The organism is uncultured Sphingomonas sp. (assembly GCF_913774285.1).
Lineage (GTDB): Bacteria > Pseudomonadota > Alphaproteobacteria > Sphingomonadales > Sphingomonadaceae > Sphingomonas.
In genome coordinates, this window is the sequence record NZ_CAJYHX010000007.1 from 130,316 (window position 1) to 150,776 (window position 20,461).

Sequence of the window (20,461 nt, forward strand, 5' to 3'; positions counted from 1 at the left end):
TTTCGTCCGCCGGCGTGTTTTGCGTTTGGCGGGACATGGACTGAATTGGAGTGATCTGGGCATCATGTTCGAGAGTTTGAGCGATCGGCTGGGCGGCGTCTTCGAGCGCCTGCGCGGACGTGGCGCGCTCGCCGAGGCCGATGTCCGGACCGCGATGCGCGAAGTGCGCGTGGCGCTGCTGGAAGCGGACGTCGCGCTGCCCGTCGCCCGCGAGTTCGTCGACAAGGTAACCGAGCAGGCCGTCGGCCAGCAGGTGCTGCGGTCGGTCACGCCGGGCCAGCAGGTCGTCAAGATCGTCCATGACGCGCTGGTCGACATGCTCGGCGCCGATACCGCCGAGCTGGCGATCGACGTCACCCCGCCGGCGGTGATCATGCTCGTCGGTCTGCAGGGCTCGGGCAAGACCACCACGACTGCCAAGCTTGCCAAGCTGCTGAAGAAGCAGGGCAAGAAGGTGATGATGGCGTCGCTGGACGTCAATCGTCCGGCCGCGCAGGAGCAGCTTGCGGTGCTCGGCACCCAGACCGAAGTGGCGACGCTGCCGATCGTCACCGGCCAGCAGCCGGTCGACATCGCCAAGCGCGCACTCCAGTCGGCGAAGCTCCAGGGCTTCGACGTGCTGATGCTCGATACCGCCGGCCGTCTCCACGTCGACCAGGCGCTGATGGACGAGATGAAGGCGGTCGCCGACATCTCCAAGCCGCAGGAAATCCTGCTCGTCGTCGACTCGCTCACCGGCCAGGACGCGGTGAACGTCGCCAGCAACTTCTCGGCGCAGGTGCCGCTGACCGGCGTGATCCTCACCCGGATGGACGGCGATGCGCGCGGCGGCGCGGCGCTGTCGATGCGCGCGGTTACCGGCCAGCCGATCAAGTTCGCCGGCATGGGCGAGAAGCTCGACCAGATCGAGCCGTTCCACCCGAAGCGCGTCGCCGGCCGCATCCTCGGCATGGGCGACGTGGTCAGCCTGGTCGAGCGCGCTGCGGCGTCGATCGAGCAGGAAGATGCCGAGCGCATGGCGAACCGGCTCGCCAAGGGCCAGTTCGACATGAACGACCTGCGCGCACAGCTGGCGCAGATGCGCAAGATGGGCGGCATCGGCGCGCTGGCGGGGATGATCCCCGGCATGAAGAAGGCGCAGGCCGCGGTCGACCAGGTCGGCGGCGACAAGGTGCTGATCCGCATGGACGCGATCATCGGTTCGATGACGCCCAAGGAGCGCGCCAAGCCCGAGCTGCTCAACGCCAAGCGCAAGATCCGCATCGCCAAGGGCAGCGGCCTGACCGTGCAGGACGTCAACAAGCTCATCAAGATGCATCAGGAGATGCAGACCGCGATGAAGCGCCTGAAGAAGATGGGCGGCCTGAAGGGCATGCTGGGCATGCTCGCCAAGGGCGGCCCGGGCGGCGGCATGGGCGGCATCGGCAATGCCCTGGGCGGCGCCGAGATGGGCGAGATGATGGACAAGCTGGGCGCCGGCCTGCCGGGTCTGCCGGGCGGCGCCAAGCTGCCGCCGGGCTTCGAGAATTTGCTGAAGAAGAAGTAACTTAGTTCAACCTGTTTCAATCGTATCTCTAGAAGGAAGTGAAGTAGAATGGCTCTCTCCATGCGTCTGTCGCGCGGCGGCTCCAAGAAGCGCCCGTACTACCGGATCGTCGTTGCCGACGCCCGTGCGCCCCGCGACGGCAAGTTCATCGAGAAGATCGGCACGTACAACCCGCTGCTCGCCAAGGATTCGCCCGAGCGCGTGAAGCTGGACAACGAGCGCGCGACCTACTGGCTGGGCGTCGGTGCGCAGCCGACCGATCGTGTCCTCCGCTTCCTCGACGCCGCCGGCGTCAAGGAGCGTGCGGCCCGCAACAACCCGAAGAAGGCCGAGCCGGGCGAGAAGGCCAAGGAGCGCGCCGAGGAGCGTGCCGAGAAGGCCAAGGCTGCTGCCGAAGCCGCTGCCGCGCCGGCCGAAGAGACCGCCGAGGCCTGAGCTTGAACATCCCTCCCGCGCGCTGGTGCGGGAGGGATGGCTCGTGCGTCGCTGCATCCCATCATGGCAGAACCTTCCGCTCCCTCGACCCGCGGCGATCGCCCGGTGACGCTCGCCGCCGTGATCGGCGCGCACGGCATCGCCGGCGAGGTGCGGCTGAAGGTGTTCGCCGAGGATCTGGCCGCGCACAAGAGCTTCAACGGCGGCACGCTGACGCTCAAGTCGGTGCGCGGGGGATCCAATGGCGTGATTGCCCGCTTTGCCGAAGTGGCGGACCGCAATGCCGCCGAGGCACTGCGCGGCACCGAACTGACGGTGCCGCGCGCCGCCCTCCCGCCGCTGGGCGAGGGCGAATACTACCATATCGACCTGCTCGACCTGCCCGTGCTGGGTGAGGACGGGGTCGCGATCGGCCGCGTTGTCGCGATCGACGATTATGGCGCGGGGGACGTGATCGAGATCGAACGCCCCGACGGCAAGCGCTTCATGGTGCCGATGCGGCCCGAGGCCGTGCCGAGCTGGGATGACGAGAAGCTCGTCGTCGCCAGCGCGTTCGTGGAATAGAAGTAGGATCGGCCCGCTAACGAACTCCATTGCGCCGAGTCCGGTTGTCGATATCTTCCGACTGTCGTTACCTTTTCGAACCGAGATGGCGGCAGGTAGATGCGTATCGGCCTTTTCGCGGTTTCAGTTGTGGTCGGTTTGGTCCTTGCGTCCGCAGCGCGCGCCCAGAATCCAGCGGAAGAAGACCTCCCATCGTTCCGCTTCGACGCCCAGGCTGCGCTCCGGTGGATGCCGCTCGACGCCGATGAAGGCGATGGCCTGATCCTGCCGATCACGGTCAACGGGCATGCCACCTATGCGGATGTCGATACGGGATCGACGCTGCCGGGCAGCGTGCTGCTTTCGTCCAAATTGCTGACCGAGACGGAGAAGGCCAAGTTCGGCAAGCCGGTCGCTACTGAGGCCTATGGTGGTACGAAATTTTATCCGCGGGCGCGGGTTGCCGAACTGATCATCGGCGGCATCCATATGAAGAACGAGCCCGTCACGGTGACGGACGAGTCCTTTGGCGGCGACAAGCGGGTGCAGGCCTCGATCGGGATCGAATTCCTTCGCAAATGGGCCTTGCAGGTCGAGTGGCAGCAGCGTCGGGCGCGGTTTCTCATCGCGGGCGATCTTCCGAAGGGCGCGATGACGATCCCTGTCCGCATCGATCCCAAAAGTCGTTTCGTGACGCTCGACGCGACGATTTGCGGGGTGACCGTCAGGGCGGTGCTCGACAGCGGTTCCGACAGCGACCTGCATCTGGTGCCGGAGCGCGAGGAATTGCAGCGCTGTGTGCACAAGCGCAGCGACATCCGGAGCGTCGGCAGTGGTGGTCCGTTGATATCGGGCAGGGTCAGTCTCCCATCGGTTGAGATTGGCGGTATCCGCCGGGGGCCGATTTTCGCCTCGATAGAACCGGCGGGCGGGCCGCTTTCCGGCCGGGGTTTTGCTGCATCGGTCGGATATGGCGTGTTGCGGCGATCCAGCTTCATGCTCGACGCAGGCGGGGGCGGGCTGCTCCTCTATGGGCCGGATCGAACCGCCGACGTGCTCGATCCAAGTCATGTCGGAAACCAGTACCGCAAAGACCTCAACGGGCTGCTGATTACCCACCTGATGCTCGGCTCCCCGGCGTCGGAAACGACCTTGAAGCCCGGGGATCGGATCTGTGCGCTCAACGGCAGGACTATCGCGGAGCTCAAGGGGTTCTATGGCGATATCAATCCGCCCGTCGGGCAGACCGTGCAGGCCCGCATCTGCGGCGGGGAAACGGTGTCCATTGTCGCAAGGGATTATCTTGGTGCTGCCGAACTCTCCGCGCGCCTTGGGTCGGCGCCGCCGATGCCGCTGCTTGAGCCGGTCGGTGTCGGGCGGGTGACGGAGGCATTCGATCGGTGCACCAAGGGTTCGGGGCGCGAGGCGGCCGGTGCCTGTTCCACCGTACTCAATGCGCCCGATTTGGGAGCTTTCTGGAAAAACACCGCTCGAGCGCGGCGGCGCGCGGTGTTGCCGGGGCTTACCGGTCCAGGGCAGTGAAAGGGGCAGGTTTCTACCGCCAGAGCGGCGCTTCCGCGTTCAGCATGTTGCGGATCGTCGTCGCCGCGACCCCCGCTTCGCCCATCGCGTGGCTGATCTGGTCGAGCCCCTTGGCAACGTCGCCGGCGGCGAACAGGCCGGGGAGCGAGGTGCGTTGGTGGTCATCCACTTCCAGGCAGCCGCTGTCGTCGGCGCGGGCACCGGCCTCGATGGCCAGCTCGGAGCGGATATGCGAGCCGAGCGCAGGGTAGAGGCTGTCAAACGCCAACGGCCCCGTAGGCGTCGTGAGGAGGATTTGATCCTTCTCGAGCTTCCAGTCGGTAGCCGGGCCCTCGACGCGCGCCACGCCTGCCGCGTCCAGCTGCGCGATCTGTTCCGCTGGGAGGTCATGGCGATCGGGGGCGATCAGCGTCACGTCCTGCGTGAAGCTGCGGATGAACAGCGCCTCGCGCGCGCCGTGTTCGCCGGTGCCGTACACGCCGACGCGCCTGTCGGTGACCTCATAGCCGTCGCACACGGGACAGTAGCGGATCTGGCCCCGCGCCAGCGCCGCGTCGTGGAGGTCGTCAGGCATTGGCGGGCGGTGGTTGATCACGCCGGTCGCCAGCAGCACCGATCGCGCGCGTACCTCCCGCTCGCCGATTCGCGCCGCGAACCCGCCCTCGATCGGCCGCAGGCGCGTAACCTTCGCCGCCTCGCGCACCGTGCCATATTTCTCCGCCTGGGTCCGCATCGCCGCGAGCAGGTCGAGGCCAGAGATGCCCTCGGGATAGCCGGCATGGTTGTGCGTGCAGGGGATCAGCGCGGCGCGGCTCGATCCGCAGTCGAACAGGCGAATCTTCAGATGATAGCGGCTGAGATAGATGGCCGCGGTGAGCCCCGCCGGGCCGCCGCCGATGATGATGCAATCGTCCATCGCGCGCCAGCGCTTGGGCTTGCGACAGGTTCCCCGATCGGTTGTAGGGCAGGGGATGGCCACGCCCGATTATCTGCTCGATACCTGCGTCTGCATCCGTCTGTTGCGGGGCGGCGGCGCGCCGGTCGCGCGGCGGATCGAGGCGGCCGAGCCGGGCGCCATTGGGGTTTCGGCGATCAGCCTTGCAGAGCTGATGGACGGGGCCGGGCAGGGCAGCGCCGCGCTGGATGCGTTGCTCAAGACGATCCCCGTGCTGGACTTCGATGCGGTGGCTGCACGCGCGTTCCCCGCGGCGCGCGCCGCGCGGGGGCGTCATGATCGGCTGATCGCCGCGCACGCGCTCGCGCTGGGAGCGACGCTGGTTACCCATAACGGCCGCGATTTCCGTGCCGTGCCGGGGCTGCGGATCGAAGACTGGTTCTGAGCGCGTTGCGCTTCCGCGCCGAATGTATATACATTGCGTATATACGGAGGCAGCGCATGGGCGAGGAATATCGCGCCAGGATCTTCAAGTCGGGGAATTCGCTGGCGCTGCGCCTGCCCAAGGCGCTGGGCCTGAAGGAGGGCGCCGAAGTGGTGCTGCGCGAGGAACGCCGCGGCTTCTCGGTGGAGCCGGTGGACGGCGAGGAGAAGATCAGCGGCGACTGGATCGGCGCGCTTCCGCATCTGAAGCTGATCCCGGACGAGGACCGCGAACTGGAAGAGCGCCCGCTCGACTGGGATCTGCGCAAGTTACGGCGCGATGCCTGACCCGATCTTTCTGCTCGACAGCAATATCTGCATCTACCTGCTTCAGGGTTCGGTGGTGCCGCTCAACGCGCGCGTCCGCCAGCAGGCGCGCGGCAGCCTGGCCGTGTCGGCCATCAGCTATGCGGAGGTCCGGCTCGGCATTCGAGCGCCGGAAGCCGAACGTGCCTTGCAGAGCTTTCTTCGTGACGTCGTGCTGCTGCCGTTCGACGCTGCCGCTGCGGAGGTCTATGCCCGGCTGCCCTTCCGCCGCGCCCGCCTCGACCGGCTGATCGCAGCGCAGGCAATTGCGACCGGCCTGACGCTGATCACCAACAACGAACGGGATTTCGCCGACATCCCTGACCTCAAGCTCGAGAACTGGACGCTGTGACCTTCGCTGCAACTATCCTGACACTGTACCCCGAGATGTTTCCGGGCCCGCTCGGCATCTCGCTGGCCGGGCGCGGTCTGCGCGAAGGGCTGTGGTCGCTGGAGGCGGTGCAGATCCGCGACTTCGCCACCGACAAGCATCGCTCGGTGGACGATACGCCGGCCGGGGGCGGGGCGGGGATGGTGCTGCGCGCCGACGTTCTGGCGGCGGCCATCGACAGCGTTCCCCGCGAAGGACGCCCGCTCCTCGCGATGACGCCGCGTGGACGAACGCTGACGCAGGACCGCGTGCGTGAGCTCGCGGCGGGCCCGGGGGCCATCGTGCTATGCGGCCGCTTCGAGGGGTTCGACGAGCGGATCTTCGAAGCGCGCGACATCGAGGAGGTCTCGATCGGCGACTACATCCTCTCCGGGGGTGAAATGGCGGCCCTGACGCTGCTCGATGCTTGCATTCGGCTCGTTCCCGGCGTAATGGGCGCGGCTTCCAGCGGCATGGACGAGAGCTTCGAAACGGGGCTGCTCGAATATCCGCAATATACCCGACCTGTCGAATGGGAAGGGCGCACGATCCCCGAAGTGCTGCGATCGGGGGATCATGCGAGGATCGAAGCCTGGCGACGCGCTATGGCGGAGACCGATACACGGCTAAGGAGGCCGGATCTTTGGGAGCGTCATGAGGGCGCTCGGGTCCAGTCTCCCTCTGGCGCGCGGCGAAAACATGGGACTGACTGAGATGAACCTCATCCAGACGCTCGAAGCCGAGCAGATTGCCAAGTTCAACGAAGCCAAGAAGATTCCGGAATTCCGCCCGGGCGACACCGTCCGCATCGGTGTGAAGGTCGTCGAAGGCGAGCGTACCCGCGTGCAGAACTTCGAAGGCGTGTGCATTGCGCGCGCCAACAAGGGCATGGGTTCGAACTTCACCGTCCGCAAGATCTCGTTCGGTGAAGGCGTAGAGCGCGTGTTCCCGCTCTATTCGCCGAACATCGATTCGATCGAGGTCGTGCGTCGCGGTGTCGTGCGTCGTGCGAAGCTCTACTATCTGCGTGGTCGTACCGGTAAGTCGGCGCGTATCGCCGAGCGCCGCGATACCCGCACCGAGGCGCAGGCCGCCGAATAAGGCTGGTCTTCCCAGAACGCGAAAGGCGTGCGGACCCTGCGGTTCGCACGCCTTTTTCGTTGCCGGCATCGGTCGCCGTGGCCGGTTTTCTCATCCCTCACACAAAAGAAAAGCGCCGCAGACGGGATCCGTCGCGGCGCATCCGGTATCGGCGGAGGATCGCGTGGCTTACGCCGCGGCGCGAAAGCTTTCGTTCTGGAGCAGGGCGCGCCCGCGCGCCGTGAGCGCCGCGTCGCGCACCTCGGGTCCGCCGATGCCGATCAGCAGCGCCTCATAGGCAAGAAGGCCACGATCGCAGAGGCCCTGCACGGCCGCGACGAAGGCGTGGTGGCGATCCAGCGACGCGCCAAGGTCCAGCGCCGTCGGGGTCAGCGTTGCACTGCCCGGCCAGCTGCGCTGCAACGCATCGGCGATTGCGACAATGCAGCGCGAATCGAGGGCGCCCAGCGCCTCACGACCTTCCCCGCTCATCGACATCAGGTCCTCCTCAGCAACATGGTCCGCATGCTTTTGTGCAACCCGAAGAGCCCTACGCGAACCCACCGATCATCTGCTCAAAACTGCATCTATCAGAACCACGCCATCGACCCTCGGCCGGTTCCGCAACATTCCTATGCGCACATCCGCCGAATCGGATTTTTCCGGTCCCGGAGTCGTGCTGTGACGCAGCATTTACGCGACTAGGCAAATTCTGCCTAGACGTGGATTGCATCCGAAACGAATTTACCGGTTGATAACTTCCGTGTTCGTCTCGTTCTGGAACATCCCCCAGTCCCCGTGCCGGTAACTGTGCCGCTGGTAAAACTCCGTACTGCCCGGAACTGCGCGAGTCGCTTACGATACAACCGTTTTCATCAGGGTGTAGTCATGTCGGCTTGGGGCGTTGCAGCGTTGAAATTGGATGATCGATTCGGCCAGTGTGCCGCGGGCGAGATGATGCCTGAGGAAAGCCGGATTGTACGTGCTGCGGTGATATTGCTCCGCGGCGACATTGCGGTCCTCCGCACCGGATCGCGTGCCGTGCTCGCAACCGCCGACGGCGTCGAAGCCGTCGATTCCGCTCGTAGGCTGTCCGACCCGATCGAAGCGATGGCGCTCGGCTATCGCAGCCAGTTGTCGGTGCCTTTGTGGCGTGACGGTCGCCGGGTCGGCGCGCTGACCGTGCTCGATCGGGACGAGCGTCGTTTCGAGGATGCGGACATCGCATTGCTGCAGGCGCTTGCTGGTCGCATCGATTGCGCGCAACCCAGCGTCCACTGACGGACGGCCGCGGGGGCGGGAAGCGCGTTCAGTTCGCCCGGTCTGTCTCGCTCGCCAGCATCGCGCGTCCGCGGGCGGTTAGGGTGGCATCGACCAGCATCGGGCCGTCGCTGTTGAATACCAGTGCCTCATAAGCAAGGAACCCGGCATCGCTGAGCGATTCAACCATGCCGAGAAATTCGGCGGCGGCCGTTTCCCGGCCGCCCAATCCGATATCGGCGGGCGTGAGAAGCGTCGAACGCGGCCAGTTCTGCTCCAGCAACCGCGTGGCGCATTCTACCGGAACACCCGAACCTATCCTGCCGAGACGGTCCACCGACATGCGGTACTTCTCCTGATCGATCGAGCGCGCCCCGCTTCGCGGCTCCACCGCGGCTGCCGTGTTTCCGGCAACTTGTGTGATCCGGACTTTACCATAATCACACCTCGCGTCGAGTATATTCATTCCGACGTTTGAATATCTTTAATTCGCCTTGCCTTTCATTAGCCTTCTAAACAACTTGTTAGTGACTGTGCGGAAGTGTCCGATCGCCCGTCCGCTAGTTGTAACGGTTGTAGCCGGGCGGCCGCCGCCTCTTTACGCGCGGGCCCGGCGCGATAAACCACCCGCTGCCGGCCATTGGGCGCCGGAAGGGCGGAGTGTTGGATGCGCAAATGGATGCTGGGCGTTACCGGGGCGGCGATCGCGATGGGGGTGAGCATGGCTGATGCCGCGGCGCAGGCGCAGACCGGCAAGCCTCTGACGCTGGAGCGGATTTTTGCCAGCCCTGCGCTGGACGGCCCGGCGCCGCGCGCGGTGCAGCTGTCGCCGGACGGCAAGTATCTCACCCTGCTGCGCAACCGGGACGCGGATCGCGAGCGCTACGACCTCTGGGCGCTCGATACCGCCACTGGCCAGTGGCGCATGCTGGTCGATTCGGAGAAGCTCGGCTCGGGCGCCGAACTCTCCGAGGCCGAGAAGATGCAGCGCGAGCGCGCCCGCATCGGCGGCACCAAGGGGATCATATCCTATGATTGGGCCCCCGACGGACAGTCGATCCTGGTGCCGCTGGAAGGCGAACTGTTCCGTGCGCGGCTGAACGGCACGGTCGACAAGCTGCCTGCGGCTGCCGGGCCCAAGCTCAATGCGGCGCTCAGCCCGGCAGGCAAGTTCGCCAGCTACCTGCAGGATCAGAACCTGGTCATCATGGACCTGACCAGCGGCAAGGCGACGCGCGTTACCCAGGATGGCGCCGGCCCGGTGCATTGGGGCGAGGCCGAGTTTGTCGCGCAGGAAGAAATGGCGCGCAGCGAAGGCTATTGGTGGTCGCCCAATGACAATTATGTCGCGGTCGAGCGCTTCGACGAGGCGCCGGTCGGCATCGTCACCCGTGCCGCGATCGGTGCCGAGGGCACCAGCATCGTCCAGCAGCGCTATCCCAAGGCCGGCACCGCCAATGTGCTCGTCGAGCTCTATGTGCTCGATCCCGCGGGGCAGAAGCGGGTGAAGGTCGATCTCGGCGCGGATCCCGACATCTACCTCGCCCGCGTCGACTGGGCGGCGGACGGCAAAACGCTGTATGTGCAGCGCGAGAACCGCGCGCAGACCCAGCTCGATCTGCTCGCCGTCGATCCCGCTACGGGTGCATCGCGCGTGCTGTTCAGCGAGAAGGCGGCACCGAAGAGCTGGATCAACCTCAGCTACGGCCTCAAGCCGCTCGACGACGGCAGCCTGATCTGGTGGTCCGAGCGGGACGGTCACGGCCATCTTTATCGCTGGCAGGCGGGCACCTTCACCCAACTGACCAAGGGCGGCTGGGAAGTGGCGCCCGACGGCATCAGCGTCGACCAGAAGCGCGGCCGGCTCTATTTCCAGGGCAACAAGGACGACCCGCTAGAACGGCATCTCTACTGGGTCGATTATCGCAAGCCCGCCGCCGTCAGCCGGCTGACCCAGCGCGGCTGGTGGAACGCCGCGAGCATGGACGCCAGCGGCACCCGTGCGATCGTCAGCCGCTCCAGCCCGAACCAGCCGCGCCAGGTCTATCTCGCCGATGCCGACGGCAAGCGGATCGCCTGGGTGCAGGAAAATGCGGTCGGCGATGCGAGCCACCCCTATCACCCTTATCTGGCTGCGCATCGCGAGCGGACCTTCGGCACCATCAAGGGGCCTGACGGCACCGAGCTGCACTGGGAGATGATCACCCCGAAGCTGGAGCCCGGCAGGCGCTACCCGGTGTTCTTCCAGCATTATGGCGGGCCGCATTCGCAGACAGTCAGCCGCGCCTGGGGTGGATCGCTCCAGCAATATCTGGTCCAGCACGGCTATATCTGGTTCCAGATCGACAATCGCGGTTCGGCCAATCGCGGCGTCGCGTTCGAAAGCGCGATCTGGCACGCGATGGGCAGCGCGGAAGTCCAGGACCAGCTGGCCGGCGCAGCCTATCTGAAATCGCTGCCCTTCGTCGATCCGAAGCGGATCGCCACCTACGGCTGGTCCTATGGCGGCTACATGACGCTGAAGATGCTGGAAGCGGCGCCCGGCACCTTCGCCGCGGGCATTTCCGGTGCGCCGGTGACCAAGTGGGAGCTGTACGACACCCATTATACCGAGCGCTACATGGGCGATCCGCGCCGGGTTCCGGACGCGTACAAGGCGTCCAGCACGCTGGGGGACGCGGCGAATATCGCCGATCCGCTGCTGATGATCCACGGCATGTCGGACGATAATGTCGTCCTGGAGAACGGTACGGCAATGTACGCCGCGCTCCAGCAGCACAAGGTGCCGTTCGAGATGATGCTGTATCCGGGGCAGACCCACCGGGTGGGCGGTCCGGGCATCAGCGAGCATTTATGGACTACAGTTCTGAACTTCCTTGATCGATCGTTGGTCAAGTAAGATCTTAAGAACACACACGGATACGTAGAAGACCGGGGGCGTGTCGTAGCAGTGCGGCACGCCCCCTCTTCTATAATGCGCAGGTGGGAGATCTGCGCACCTCCGGGCTGCGCCTAGGAGGAACTGAGCGTGCAATTCCTGGCCAACCTCAAAATCCAGTTCAAGATCATGATGATGCTGGGCTTGCTTGGCATCGTGACCTTGGGCGTCGCCTGGTATGGCAGCAGAGTCATGAAGTCGATCGATGCGGACTATACGCGGCTGACCGACGTCGTGCACCCGGACACGGCGAAACTGATCCGCGTTAATCGACTGACCCAGACGATGATGTACGCCGCGTACAAGACCCTCGTGTATGAAGGTACGTCGGCGCAGGCCAAGAAGTCAGCGGCTGACGAGGCTGCGGCATACAAGCAGTCCGTCGACTATCTGAACGAAGTCGAGGCGACCGAGACGGCAGCGGCCAATCTGGCGCCCATTCGCAGTGCTCTGGAGGAACTCCAGAATGCAGTGGCGCCGGCGATCGAGCAGGGCCTCGCCAACAACGATGTCGAAGCGAAGGCGCTGCTGGCCAAGGCCGACGGCGTCGCAACCGCGTTCACGGCGAAGATCAAGGCGTTCAACGATGGCCGCGTCGCCGAGGCGAAGAAGCAGTCGTCCGCGCTGTCCGCCAGCTCCGATGCTGCTGCGCTGACGCTGCTCGGCGTCGCGCTCACCGCCATCGTCGCAAGCATGGGCCTGGCCATCTTCGTCACCCGCGCGCAGATCGCCGGCCCGCTCGGCAAGCTGCAGGATACGATGCGCGCATTGGCGGGCGGCCAGAACCATGTCGAGGTGCCCGGCACCCAGCGCGGCGACGAAGTCGGCACGATGGCCAAGTCGGTGCTCGTCTTCAAGGAAGCCGCGCTGCGCCAGGAAGAGCTGACCGAGGCCAAGAAGCGTGCCGATGCCGCGCAGCAGATCGTCGTTGAGACGCTTGAGGATAGCCTGGGGAAGCTCGCCGGCGGCGACCTGACCGCGTCCATCGAAACCCGCTTCGACCCCGAATATGAAGGGCTGAAGCAGAACTTCAACGCCGCCGTATCGTCGCTGCGCGAACTCATCACTGCGGTGATCGAGAGCGCCGAGACGATCTCGACCGGCTCGGCTGAAATCGCGCAGGCCAGCGAGGATCTTGCCCGCCGTACCGAAGGCGCCGCTGCCAGCCTCGAGGAAACCTCGGCCGCGGTGCACGAAATGGACCAGCGCATCAAGGCGACCGCCGCCGCTTCGACCAAGACCGTCGAGCGCGCCACCGGCGCCATCGGCGTGGTCGACTCGGGCCGCACCGTGGCGGACGAAGCGATGCAGGCGATGAGCCGCGTTTCGGAAAGCGCCAAGGGCATCGACAACGTCATCGAGGGCCTCGACAAGATCGCCTTCCAGACCCGCGTTCTCGCGATGAACGCGGCGGTCGAAGCCGGCCGTGCAGGGGAAGCGGGCCGCGGCTTCGCGGTCGTCGCCGACCTGGTCTCGGCACTGGCGATGCGCGCCGAAGAGGAAGCCGGCCGCGCCCGCGACCAGCTGACCGCGACGCAGACCGACATCAACGCCGCGGTCGACATGGTCCGCCGGGTCGACAGCGCGCTCGGCGCGATCGTCGGCGACGTCAACGAGGTCCATTCGCTGCTAGAGACCATGGCGCAGGACAATCAGGTCCAGGCCACGGCGGTCACCCAGGTGGCGACGGCGGTCAACAGCATCGACCAGACCACCCAGCAGAATGCCGCGATGGTGGAGCAGACTTCGGCCGCCGCGCGCAACCTCAGCTCGGAAGTCAACGCGCTGACCGAGCAGGCGTCGCGCTTCAACGCCGGCGATCGCAGCCACCGCAAGCCGGTGCGCTCCAAGGTCCATGCGCTGCCGGTCGCTTCGAATGCGCCGCATGCCACAAGCGTCAGCACCGTGCGGTCGACCGGCGCCGAAGTGGAGGAATGGGCGAGCTTCTGATCGCGTCCCGCTGCGCCGATCACCTATGGGCATGCCGGGGCCCGCTCGCGTCATCAGGACGCGGGCGGGCTCTTGGCGTTGGTGCGGATAGCATGGCGAAGCGGTCATGCCGCATGAATCAAAAATGATCTATCTGGCCTTTTCAAACACAAGGCGCAGTGCCGGAGGCCATCGCCACCGCGGGGGCGGCCGGACCACTATAATTTCCGCGTGAATATCTGGCGCTTCTGACAGGCGCAATGAAGGAATCCGCGCGCAAATGATCATGAACTTTAAAATACAGTATAAGATAATGATGATGCTGGGCTTGCTCGGCATCGTGACCCTGGGTGTGGCCTGGTATGGCGGCAGCGTCATGCGCACCATCGACGCGAACTATTCCCAGCTGACCGACGTGAAGATGCCGAACTCGGCCAACCTCATTCGCGTCAACCGGCTGAGCAACGCCATGATGTACAATGCGTACAAGACGCTTGTCTATGAGGGCAGCTCGTCCGACGCAAAGAAGGCAGCGGCAGACGAGGTCAGGGCGTACCAGCAGGCGCAGGACTATCTGCGCGAGGTTATCGCCGCCGAAAAGGAGAGCGCGGCGGATCTCGCACCGATCGACTCCAACATGGATGATCTGCAGAAGTTGCTTGCACCCGCGATCGCGGCGGGGCTGGCGGATCGCAACGATCCGGCAAAGGCACTGCTCGCGCAGGCGGACGAGCGGGCCGATGCGCTGACCAAGGCAATCAAGGACTATAACGACAAGCGGGCGGCAGAGGGTAAAATGGCTTCCGCCGCGCTGACCGCCAGCTCCAATGCGGCGGCGCTGACGCTGCTCGGCGTCGCGCTGGCCGCCATCGCGGCGAGCATGGGCGCCGCCATCGTCGTCACCCGAGCGCAGATTGCCGGGCCGCTGGGCAAGCTGCAGGAAACGATGCGCGCGCTGGCGGGCGGGCATCATGATGTCGACGTGCCGGGCACCGACCGCGGCGACGAGGTGGGCGTCATGGCGAAGTCGGTGCTGGTATTCAAGGAAGCGGCGGTCCGCGAAGCGAAACTCGCCGAAGCCAAGAAGCGGGCGGATGCCGCGCAGGTGCTGGTCGTCGAGACGCTCGAAGACCGCCTGAACAAGCTCGCCGGCGGCGACCTCACCGCAACCATCGACGTAGGGTTCGACCCCGAATATGAAAAGCTGAAGCAGAATTTCAACGCGGCCGTGGCCTCGCTGCGCGAACTGATCGCAGCGGTGATCGAAAGCGCGCAGACGATCTCGACCGGCTCGGCCGAAATCGCGCAGGCCAGCGAGGATCTTGCCCGTCGCACCGAAGGCGCGGCCGCCAGCCTGGAGGAAACCTCGGCTGCGGTCAGCCAGATGGACCAGCGCATCAAGGCGACTGCCGAGGCGGCTACGAAGACGGTGGAGCGCGCCAACGGGGCGATCGACGTGGTCGATACCGGCCGCACCGTGGCGGACGAGGCGATGCAGGCGATGAGCCGCGTCTCGGAAAGCGCCAAGGGTATCGACACCGTGATCGAGGGCCTCGACAAGATCGCCTTCCAGACCCGCGTTCTCGCGATGAACGCGGCGGTCGAAGCCGGCCGGGCAGGGGAAGCGGGCCGCGGCTTCGCGGTCGTCGCCGACCTGGTCTCGGCGCTGGCGATGCGTGCCGAAGAGGAGGCGGGCCGCGCCCGCGACCAGCTGACCGCGACGCAGACCGACATCAACGCCGCGGTCGACATGGTCCGCCGTGTGGACAGTGCGCTCGGCGCGATCGTCGGCGACGTCAACGAAGTGCATTCGCTGCTCGAGACCATGGCCCGGGACAACCAGGTCCAGGCCACGGCGGTCACCCAGGTGGCGACGGCGGTCAACAGCATCGACCAGACCACCCAGCAGAATGCTGCGATGGTGGAGCAGACTTCGGCTGCCGCCCGCAACCTCAGCTCGGAGGTCAACGCGCTGACCGAGCAGGCCTCGCGCTTCAACGCCGGCGACCGCAGCCACCGCAAACCCGTCCGTTCCAGGGTTCATGCCCTGCCGGTCGCCTCGAACGCGGCGCACGCGACCAGCGTGCGCGCGGTGCGCTCGACCGGCGCTAAAGTGGAGGAATGGGCAAGCTTCTGACCGCCAGCCGTTCAACACTGGCCCGCCTTCGTCTCTGGATGAAGGCGGGCCTTTATTTTTGTGTAGATGTGGGGCGCGGCATGAAATTGCGCAAAAAGGGGATCGCCACGCAAGCATGTTTCTGCTAGCGGAAGACGCGATGCTTCGAAAACGCGCCAAATCCACGCGAATTACACCGCGCCCGTAATCCGGGCGCGATAGCTGCGCTTTATGCAGCGAAGCAGCGGAATGCTGGTGCATTCCACCCTCCATCCCCACTAAAGAGCCTCCACGCCGCAGGTGTCGGCGCGGGCAAGAAAGAGGTACAAATGGGTTACCGTGTCGTCGTCGCAGGCGCCACCGGCAATGTCGGTCGCGAAATGCTCAACATCCTGGCCGAGCGGGAATTCCCGATCGACGAGCTCGCCGTGCTGGCGTCGTCGCGCTCGACCGGGGACATGGTCGACTATGGCGAGACCGGCAAACAGTACAAGGTCCAGAACATCGAGCATTTCGATCCCACGGGCTGGGACATGGCGCTGTTCGCGATCGGCTCGGAAGGCAGCGCCAAATATGCGCCCAAGTTCGCCGCCGCGGGCTGCACGGTGATCGACAATGCCTCGCTCTACCGGATGGACCCGGACGTGCCGCTGATCGTGCCCGAGGTGAACCCGGAGGCGATCGACGGCTACAAGGCGCGCAACATCATCGCCAACCCGAACTGCTCGACCGCGCAGATGGTGGTGGCGCTCAAGCCGCTGCACGATGCCGCCAAGATCAAGCGCGTGGTGGTCGCGACCTACCAGTCGGTCTCGGGCGCGGGCAAAGCGGGGATGGACGAGCTGTTCAACCAGAGCCGCGCGATCTTCGTCGGCGACCAAGTGGAGCCGGCCAAGTTCACCAAGCAGATCGCCTTCAACGTGATCCCGCACATCGACAGCTTCCTCGACGACGGCTCGACCAAGGAAGAGTGGAAGATGGTCGTGGAGACCAAGAAGATCCTCGATCCCAAGATCAAGGTGACCGCGACCTGCGTGCGCGTGCCGGTGTTCGTCGGCCACTCCGAGGCGATCAACCTCGAGTTCGAGGACGAACTGTCGGCCGAGGACGCGCAGAAGATCCTGCGCGAGGCACCGGGCATCATGCTGGTCGATAAGCGCGAGAATGGCGGGTACGTGACGCCGATCGAGAGCGTAGGCGAGTACGCGACCTATGTCAGCCGAGTCCGCGAGGATTCGACCGTCGAGAACGGTCTGTCGCTGTGGTGCGTGTCGGACAATCTCCGCAAGGGCGCGGCACTGAACGCGGTGCAGATCGCGGAACTGCTGGGCCGGCGCCACCTGCAGAAGGCGTAAAGGGAGCGGGGCGGCGCCAAGGTGCCGCCCTTTTTCGTCTCAGATCCTCCCCCGGAGGGGGAGGGGGACCACCGCCGCAGGCGGTGGTGGAGGGGTGTCAGCGCTGCTGGGGTGGTCCACGCCTCCAGCGCTGACACTCCTCCGTCGCGCTACGCGCGCCACCTCCCCTTACAGGGGAGGATTGTGGGCCTCACAGCCGCGGCAGGGTCACCCCGCGCTGGCCCATGTACTTGCCCGCACGATCGGCATAGCTCGTCTCGCAGGGCTGCTCGCCCTTGAGGAACAGGAACTGGCAGGCGCCTTCATTGGCGTAGATCTTGGCCGGGAGCGGCGTGGTGTTGGAGAACTCCAGCGTCACATGGCCCTCCCATTCGGGTTCCAGCGGCGTGACGTTCACGATGATCCCGCAGCGCGCATAGGTCGACTTGCCGAGGCAGATCACCAGCGTGTCGCGCGGCACCCGGAAATACTCCACCGTCCGGGCGAGGGCGAAGCTGTTCGGCGGGATTACGCAGACATCGGTCTTGCGGTCGACGAAGCTGTTCGCGTCGAAATTCTTCGGGTCGACCACCGCGCTGTCGACATTGGTGAAGATCTTGAACTCGTCGGCGACGCGGGCGTCATAGCCGTAGGAGGAGAGGCCGTAGCTGATGCAGCCTTCGCGGCGCTGGCTCTCGACGAAGGGCTCGATCATGCCGTGGTTGAGCGCCTGCTCGCGAATCCAGCGGTCGGATAGAATGGACATGGGCGCGGGTAGTGCGGGGCGGGGCGGCACTCGTCAAGCGGACCGCCCCGCAATCGCATCCTCCTCCCCGCGGCGGCAGGGAGGAGGTGGGTCGATCAGAGCTTGCTCAGCACATAGTCCGCCGAGCTGACCTCGAACGCGCCGGGCGCCTCGACGAACAGCTGCTCGACGACGCCGTCGTTGACGATCATCGCGAAGCGCTGGCCGCGCTTGCCCAGGCCGAAGCCGGTGCCGTCCAGCGTCAGGCCCAGCGCCTCGGCGAAGGCACCGTTGCCGTCGGCGAGCATCGTCACCTTGTCGGCCACGCCGTTTGCCTCGCCCCAGGCCTTCATCACGAAGAAGTCGTTGACTGCGGTGCAGGCGATCTCGTCGACGCCCTTGGCCTTGATTGCGTCTGCCTTCTCGACGAAGCCCGGCAGGTGCTTGGCCGAGCAGGTGGGGGTGAAGGCGCCGGGCACCGAGAACAGCGCGACCTTGCGGCCGGCGAAATAGGCGGGGGCCTGGACCTGGTCCGGACCCTCGGCGGTGACCTTGACGAGCGTGGCGTCGGGGATGCGATCGCCGGTCTGGATCGTCATGCTGCTCTCTCCTTGTACGAATCCTGCGGCCGCACGGCCGCCCCGCCTCCATCGCATCCCGCGCAACAAATTCAAGCGTGGCCCGTAGGGAGGGCGAACGATATGGTGGATAGCATGGATTCGACGCCTTCCCTTACCGGCCAGTTCCTGCTGGCGATGCCCGGCATCGGCGACCCGCGCTTCGAGCGCGCGGTGATCGCGATGTGCGCCCATGATACCGAAGGCGCTCTGGGCATCGGCATCGGCGCGACGATCGAGGGGCTGGGCCTGCACGACCTGCTCGAACAGTTCGAGATCGATCCCGGCGACGTGCCCGACGTGCCGGTGCATTTCGGCGGGCCCGTCGAGCCGCGCCGCGGCTTCGTGTTGCATACGGCCGACTGGAGCGGGCAGGACACGATTGACGTCGCCGGCCGCTGGCAACTCTCCGGCACGATCGACGTGCTGCGCGCGATCGCCGAGGGGAAGGGGCCGAGCCGCTGGCTGGTCGCGCTCGGCTATGCCGGCTGGGGCGAGGGGCAGCTGGAGACCGAGCTGACCCGCCATGGCTGGTTCAACACGCCCGCCGATCTGGCGCTGCTCTACGACACGGATGTGTACGAGCGCTGGGCCGAGGGGTTCGTCGGCGCAGGCATCGATCCGCGGCTGCTCGCAAATAGCACGGGTACCGCTTGAATTCGGCCGAACGGCATATAAAGATATCTTTATATTAACATTGCGCGCCTGACCCGAAGCGGGTAGGGGGCGCACCCATGCGGCCGGGAGGATTCCCGGTGCGCCAGCATTTGCCTGCAACTGGAGAAGCAGCCCGTGGCTAAAAACGACTATGTCATCAAGGACATCGCGCTCGCCGATTTCGGCCGTGCCGAGATCAACATCGCCGAGACCGAGATGCCCGGCCTGATGGCGCTCCGCAAGGAATTCGGCGCATCGCAGCCGCTCAAGGGCGCGCGCATCACCGGTTCGCTGCACATGACGATCCAGACCGCCGTGCTGATCGAGACGCTGACCGCGCTCGGCGCGCAGGTCCGCTGGGCGACCTGCAACATCTTCTCGACGCAGGACCACGCCGCCGCCGCGATCGCCGCGACCGGCGTGCCGGTGTTCGCGGTCAAGGGCGAGAGCCTGGCCGACTATTGGGACTATGTCGGCGACATCTTCAACTGGGGCGCCGACGGTGACGGCACCACCGCCAACATCATCCTCGACGACGGCGGCGACGCGACCATGTTCGCGCTGTGGGGCGCCAAGCTCGAAGCCGGCGCGACGCTGGGCGAGCCGGAGAATGACGAGGAAGTTGAATTCCAGCGCGCGCTGAAGGCGTTCGTCGCCAAGTATCCGGGCTACCTCACCAAGACCGTGCAGAACCTGAAGGGCGTCTCGGAAGAGACCACCACCGGCGTGCACCGCCTGTACGAGATCGCCAAGAAGGGCGAGCTGCCGTTCCCGGCGATCAACGTCAACGACAGCGTCACCAAGTCGAAGTTCGACAATCTCTATGGCTGCAAGGAATCGCTGGTCGACGCGATCCGTCGCGCCACCGACGTGATGCTCGCCGGCAAGGTCGCCGCGGTTGCCGGTTTCGGTGACGTGGGCAAGGGCTCGGCCCAGTCGCTGCGCAACGGCGGCGCCCGCGTGCTCGTGACCGAAATCGATCCGATCTGTGCGCTGCAGGCGGCGATGGAAGGCTTCGAGGTCGTCACCATGGACGAGGCGGTCAAGCGCGCCGATATCTTCGTGACGGCGACGGGCAATGCTGACGTGATCACCGCCGATCACATGAAGGCGATGAAGCCGATGTCGATCGTCTGCAACATCGGCCACTTCGACAGCGAGATCCAGATTTCGGCGCTGTCGAACTACAAGTGGACCGAAGTGAAGCCCGGCACCGACCTGGTCGAGTTCCCGGACGGCAAGCAGATCATCGTGCTCGCCAAGGGCCGCCTCGTGAACCTGGGCTGCGCCACCGGTCACCCCAGCTTCGTGATGTCGGCCAGCTTCACCAACCAGACGCTGGCGCAGATCGAGCTCTGGACCCGCGGCGAGCACTACAAGAACGAAGTGTACGTCCTGCCGAAGCACCTCGACGAGAAGGTCGCCGCACTCCACCTCGAGAAGCTGGGCGTGCATCTGTCGAAGCTGAGCGAGAAGCAGGCCGCCTATATCGGCGTTCCGGTCGAAGGCCCGTTCAAGCCGGACCACTACCGCTACTGATCGCTTTCCGCGATTGAAGCCACGAGGGCCGCGCTCCGAAGGGAGCGCGGCCCTTTTCGTATGCGTGCCGCTCGGCAGCCGGTGGCACGGGATTCGGTGTACGGCTCGCCCGGGCAGACATAAAAA

General features: G+C 65.6%; 21 protein-coding genes. 16 read left to right on the forward strand and 5 right to left on the reverse strand.

Annotation, left to right across the window (positions count from 1 at the left end; genetic code table 11):
• The first annotated feature begins 64 nt into the window (after positions 1–64).
• The 4 genes from ffh to QZ670_RS03600 all read left to right on the forward strand — a co-directional run bounded on the left by ffh (position 65) and on the right by QZ670_RS03600 (position 4,066).
• A complete protein-coding gene (ffh, locus tag QZ670_RS03585; protein ID WP_294252349.1) occupies positions 65–1,546 on the forward strand; it encodes a signal recognition particle protein in 1,482 nt (493 codons plus the stop codon).
• Positions 1,547–1,594: 48 nt separating this feature from the next.
• Positions 1,595–1,981 carry a 30S ribosomal protein S16 gene (rpsP, locus tag QZ670_RS03590; RefSeq protein ID WP_294252351.1) on the forward strand — a complete coding sequence of 129 codons (387 nt, stop codon included), beginning with the start codon at positions 1,595–1,597 and terminating at the stop codon, positions 1,979–1,981.
• 63 nt (positions 1,982–2,044) lie between these two features.
• The gene (gene rimM / locus QZ670_RS03595; protein WP_294252352.1) at positions 2,045–2,545 is read left to right on the forward strand and encodes a ribosome maturation factor RimM; all 501 of its coding nucleotides are present in this window, start codon (positions 2,045–2,047) and stop codon (positions 2,543–2,545) included.
• 99 nt (positions 2,546–2,644) lie between these two features.
• Positions 2,645–4,066 (forward strand): aspartyl protease family protein, encoded by a 1,422-nt coding sequence (locus tag QZ670_RS03600; protein WP_294252354.1) that lies wholly within the window; start codon positions 2,645–2,647, stop codon positions 4,064–4,066.
• Between the two features lie 13 nt (positions 4,067–4,079).
• Here the strand turns inward: QZ670_RS03600 and QZ670_RS03605 are convergent, their stop codons facing one another.
• Complete coding sequence (locus tag QZ670_RS03605) at positions 4,080–4,982, reverse strand: NAD(P)/FAD-dependent oxidoreductase (RefSeq protein ID WP_294252355.1); 903 nt, start codon at positions 4,980–4,982, stop codon at positions 4,080–4,082.
• Positions 4,983–5,037: 55 nt separating this feature from the next.
• Here QZ670_RS03605 and QZ670_RS03610 point away from each other — a divergent pair, with 55 nt between their 5' ends.
• From QZ670_RS03610 to rplS, 5 genes are read left to right on the forward strand one after another with little or no spacing between them, the layout of a single operon-like run.
• The gene (locus QZ670_RS03610) at positions 5,038–5,406 is read left to right on the forward strand and encodes a type II toxin-antitoxin system VapC family toxin (protein ID WP_294252357.1); all 369 of its coding nucleotides are present in this window, start codon (positions 5,038–5,040) and stop codon (positions 5,404–5,406) included.
• Between the two features lie 56 nt (positions 5,407–5,462).
• The gene (locus QZ670_RS03615) at positions 5,463–5,732 is read left to right on the forward strand and encodes an AbrB/MazE/SpoVT family DNA-binding domain-containing protein (protein ID WP_294252360.1); all 270 of its coding nucleotides are present in this window, start codon (positions 5,463–5,465) and stop codon (positions 5,730–5,732) included.
• Complete coding sequence (locus QZ670_RS03620; RefSeq protein WP_294252362.1) at positions 5,725–6,102, forward strand: type II toxin-antitoxin system VapC family toxin; 378 nt, start codon at positions 5,725–5,727, stop codon at positions 6,100–6,102. The genes QZ670_RS03615 and QZ670_RS03620 overlap by 8 nt, the downstream gene beginning before the upstream one ends.
• On the forward strand, positions 6,099–6,833 hold the full coding sequence (gene trmD / locus QZ670_RS03625) for a tRNA (guanosine(37)-N1)-methyltransferase TrmD (RefSeq protein WP_294252364.1): 735 nt from the start codon (positions 6,099–6,101) through the stop codon (positions 6,831–6,833). The genes QZ670_RS03620 and trmD overlap by 4 nt, the downstream gene beginning before the upstream one ends.
• Position 6,834: 1 nt before the next feature.
• The gene (rplS, locus tag QZ670_RS03630; RefSeq protein ID WP_064309669.1) at positions 6,835–7,221 is read left to right on the forward strand and encodes a 50S ribosomal protein L19; all 387 of its coding nucleotides are present in this window, start codon (positions 6,835–6,837) and stop codon (positions 7,219–7,221) included.
• A 168-nt stretch (positions 7,222–7,389) separates the two neighbouring features.
• On the opposite strand, the gene QZ670_RS03635 is transcribed toward rplS, so the two are convergent.
• A complete protein-coding gene (locus QZ670_RS03635) occupies positions 7,390–7,698 on the reverse strand; it encodes a hypothetical protein (protein WP_294252366.1) in 309 nt (102 codons plus the stop codon).
• A 390-nt stretch (positions 7,699–8,088) separates the two neighbouring features.
• On the opposite strand from QZ670_RS03635, the gene QZ670_RS03640 reads away from it, so the two are divergent.
• Positions 8,089–8,481: a GAF domain-containing protein gene (locus QZ670_RS03640; protein WP_294252368.1), complete on the forward strand. Its 393-nt coding sequence runs from the start codon at positions 8,089–8,091 to the stop codon at positions 8,479–8,481.
• A 28-nt stretch (positions 8,482–8,509) separates the two neighbouring features.
• Here QZ670_RS03640 and QZ670_RS03645 read toward each other — a convergent pair whose 3' ends face one another.
• On the reverse strand, positions 8,510–8,926 hold the full coding sequence (locus tag QZ670_RS03645) for a hypothetical protein (protein WP_294252369.1): 417 nt from the start codon (positions 8,924–8,926) through the stop codon (positions 8,510–8,512).
• A 255-nt stretch (positions 8,927–9,181) separates the two neighbouring features.
• Between QZ670_RS03645 and QZ670_RS03650 the strand changes: the two genes are divergently transcribed.
• The 4 genes from QZ670_RS03650 to QZ670_RS03665 all read left to right on the forward strand — a co-directional run bounded on the left by QZ670_RS03650 (position 9,182) and on the right by QZ670_RS03665 (position 16,798).
• On the forward strand, positions 9,182–11,359 hold the full coding sequence (locus tag QZ670_RS03650) for a DPP IV N-terminal domain-containing protein (protein WP_294252405.1): 2,178 nt from the start codon (positions 9,182–9,184) through the stop codon (positions 11,357–11,359).
• A 129-nt stretch (positions 11,360–11,488) separates the two neighbouring features.
• Positions 11,489–13,348 (forward strand): methyl-accepting chemotaxis protein, encoded by a 1,860-nt coding sequence (locus tag QZ670_RS03655; protein WP_294252371.1) that lies wholly within the window; start codon positions 11,489–11,491, stop codon positions 13,346–13,348.
• Between the two features lie 295 nt (positions 13,349–13,643).
• Entirely contained in the window at positions 13,644–15,464 is a 1,821-nt protein-coding gene (locus QZ670_RS03660) for a methyl-accepting chemotaxis protein (RefSeq protein ID WP_294252373.1), read from the forward strand.
• Between the two features lie 308 nt (positions 15,465–15,772).
• On the forward strand, positions 15,773–16,798 hold the full coding sequence (locus QZ670_RS03665; RefSeq protein WP_294252374.1) for an aspartate-semialdehyde dehydrogenase: 1,026 nt from the start codon (positions 15,773–15,775) through the stop codon (positions 16,796–16,798).
• A gap of 190 nt (positions 16,799–16,988) precedes the next feature.
• Here QZ670_RS03665 and dcd read toward each other — a convergent pair whose 3' ends face one another.
• Positions 16,989–17,543: a dCTP deaminase gene (gene dcd, locus QZ670_RS03670; protein ID WP_010543264.1), complete on the reverse strand. Its 555-nt coding sequence runs from the start codon at positions 17,541–17,543 to the stop codon at positions 16,989–16,991.
• 95 nt (positions 17,544–17,638) lie between these two features.
• Positions 17,639–18,121, reverse strand: coding sequence for a peroxiredoxin (locus tag QZ670_RS03675; RefSeq protein ID WP_294252378.1), 483 nt, complete (start codon positions 18,119–18,121; stop codon positions 17,639–17,641).
• A gap of 102 nt (positions 18,122–18,223) precedes the next feature.
• Here QZ670_RS03675 and QZ670_RS03680 point away from each other — a divergent pair, with 102 nt between their 5' ends.
• Both QZ670_RS03680 and ahcY read left to right on the forward strand, forming a co-directional pair.
• The gene (locus QZ670_RS03680; protein WP_294252380.1) at positions 18,224–18,796 is read left to right on the forward strand and encodes a YqgE/AlgH family protein; all 573 of its coding nucleotides are present in this window, start codon (positions 18,224–18,226) and stop codon (positions 18,794–18,796) included.
• Between the two features lie 120 nt (positions 18,797–18,916).
• Positions 18,917–20,335 (forward strand): adenosylhomocysteinase, encoded by a 1,419-nt coding sequence (gene ahcY / locus QZ670_RS03685; RefSeq protein ID WP_294252407.1) that lies wholly within the window; start codon positions 18,917–18,919, stop codon positions 20,333–20,335.
• Positions 20,336–20,461 lie beyond the last annotated feature (126 nt).

Bases quoted from the DNA above. Each gene is read 5' to 3' on its own strand.
- rimM (WP_294252352.1), top strand. From the start codon at position 2,045: ATGGCAGAACCTTCCGCTCCCTCGACCCGCGGCGATCGCCCGGTGACG.
- QZ670_RS03650 (WP_294252405.1), top strand. From the start codon at position 9,182: ATGGCTGATGCCGCGGCGCAGGCGCAGACCGGCAAGCCTCTGACGCTG.
- QZ670_RS03600 (WP_294252354.1), top strand. From the start codon at position 2,645: ATGCGTATCGGCCTTTTCGCGGTTTCAGTTGTGGTCGGTTTGGTCCTT.
- QZ670_RS03605 (WP_294252355.1), bottom strand. From the start codon at position 4,982: ATGGACGATTGCATCATCATCGGCGGCGGCCCGGCGGGGCTCACCGCG.
- rplS (WP_064309669.1), top strand. From the start codon at position 6,835: ATGAACCTCATCCAGACGCTCGAAGCCGAGCAGATTGCCAAGTTCAAC.
- QZ670_RS03615 (WP_294252360.1), top strand. From the start codon at position 5,463: ATGGGCGAGGAATATCGCGCCAGGATCTTCAAGTCGGGGAATTCGCTG.
- QZ670_RS03640 (WP_294252368.1), top strand. From the start codon at position 8,089: ATGTCGGCTTGGGGCGTTGCAGCGTTGAAATTGGATGATCGATTCGGC.
- QZ670_RS03675 (WP_294252378.1), bottom strand. From the start codon at position 18,121: ATGACGATCCAGACCGGCGATCGCATCCCCGACGCCACGCTCGTCAAG.
- QZ670_RS03645 (WP_294252369.1), bottom strand. From the start codon at position 8,926: ATGAATATACTCGACGCGAGGTGTGATTATGGTAAAGTCCGGATCACA.
- QZ670_RS03660 (WP_294252373.1), top strand. From the start codon at position 13,644: ATGATGCTGGGCTTGCTCGGCATCGTGACCCTGGGTGTGGCCTGGTAT.
- QZ670_RS03620 (WP_294252362.1), top strand. From the start codon at position 5,725: ATGCCTGACCCGATCTTTCTGCTCGACAGCAATATCTGCATCTACCTG.
- QZ670_RS03680 (WP_294252380.1), top strand. From the start codon at position 18,224: ATGGTGGATAGCATGGATTCGACGCCTTCCCTTACCGGCCAGTTCCTG.
- QZ670_RS03610 (WP_294252357.1), top strand. From the start codon at position 5,038: ATGGCCACGCCCGATTATCTGCTCGATACCTGCGTCTGCATCCGTCTG.
- QZ670_RS03635 (WP_294252366.1), bottom strand. From the start codon at position 7,698: ATGTCGATGAGCGGGGAAGGTCGTGAGGCGCTGGGCGCCCTCGATTCG.
- rpsP (WP_294252351.1), top strand. From the start codon at position 1,595: ATGGCTCTCTCCATGCGTCTGTCGCGCGGCGGCTCCAAGAAGCGCCCG.
- ffh (WP_294252349.1), top strand. From the start codon at position 65: ATGTTCGAGAGTTTGAGCGATCGGCTGGGCGGCGTCTTCGAGCGCCTG.
- dcd (WP_010543264.1), bottom strand. From the start codon at position 17,543: ATGTCCATTCTATCCGACCGCTGGATTCGCGAGCAGGCGCTCAACCAC.
- QZ670_RS03665 (WP_294252374.1), top strand. From the start codon at position 15,773: ATGGGTTACCGTGTCGTCGTCGCAGGCGCCACCGGCAATGTCGGTCGC.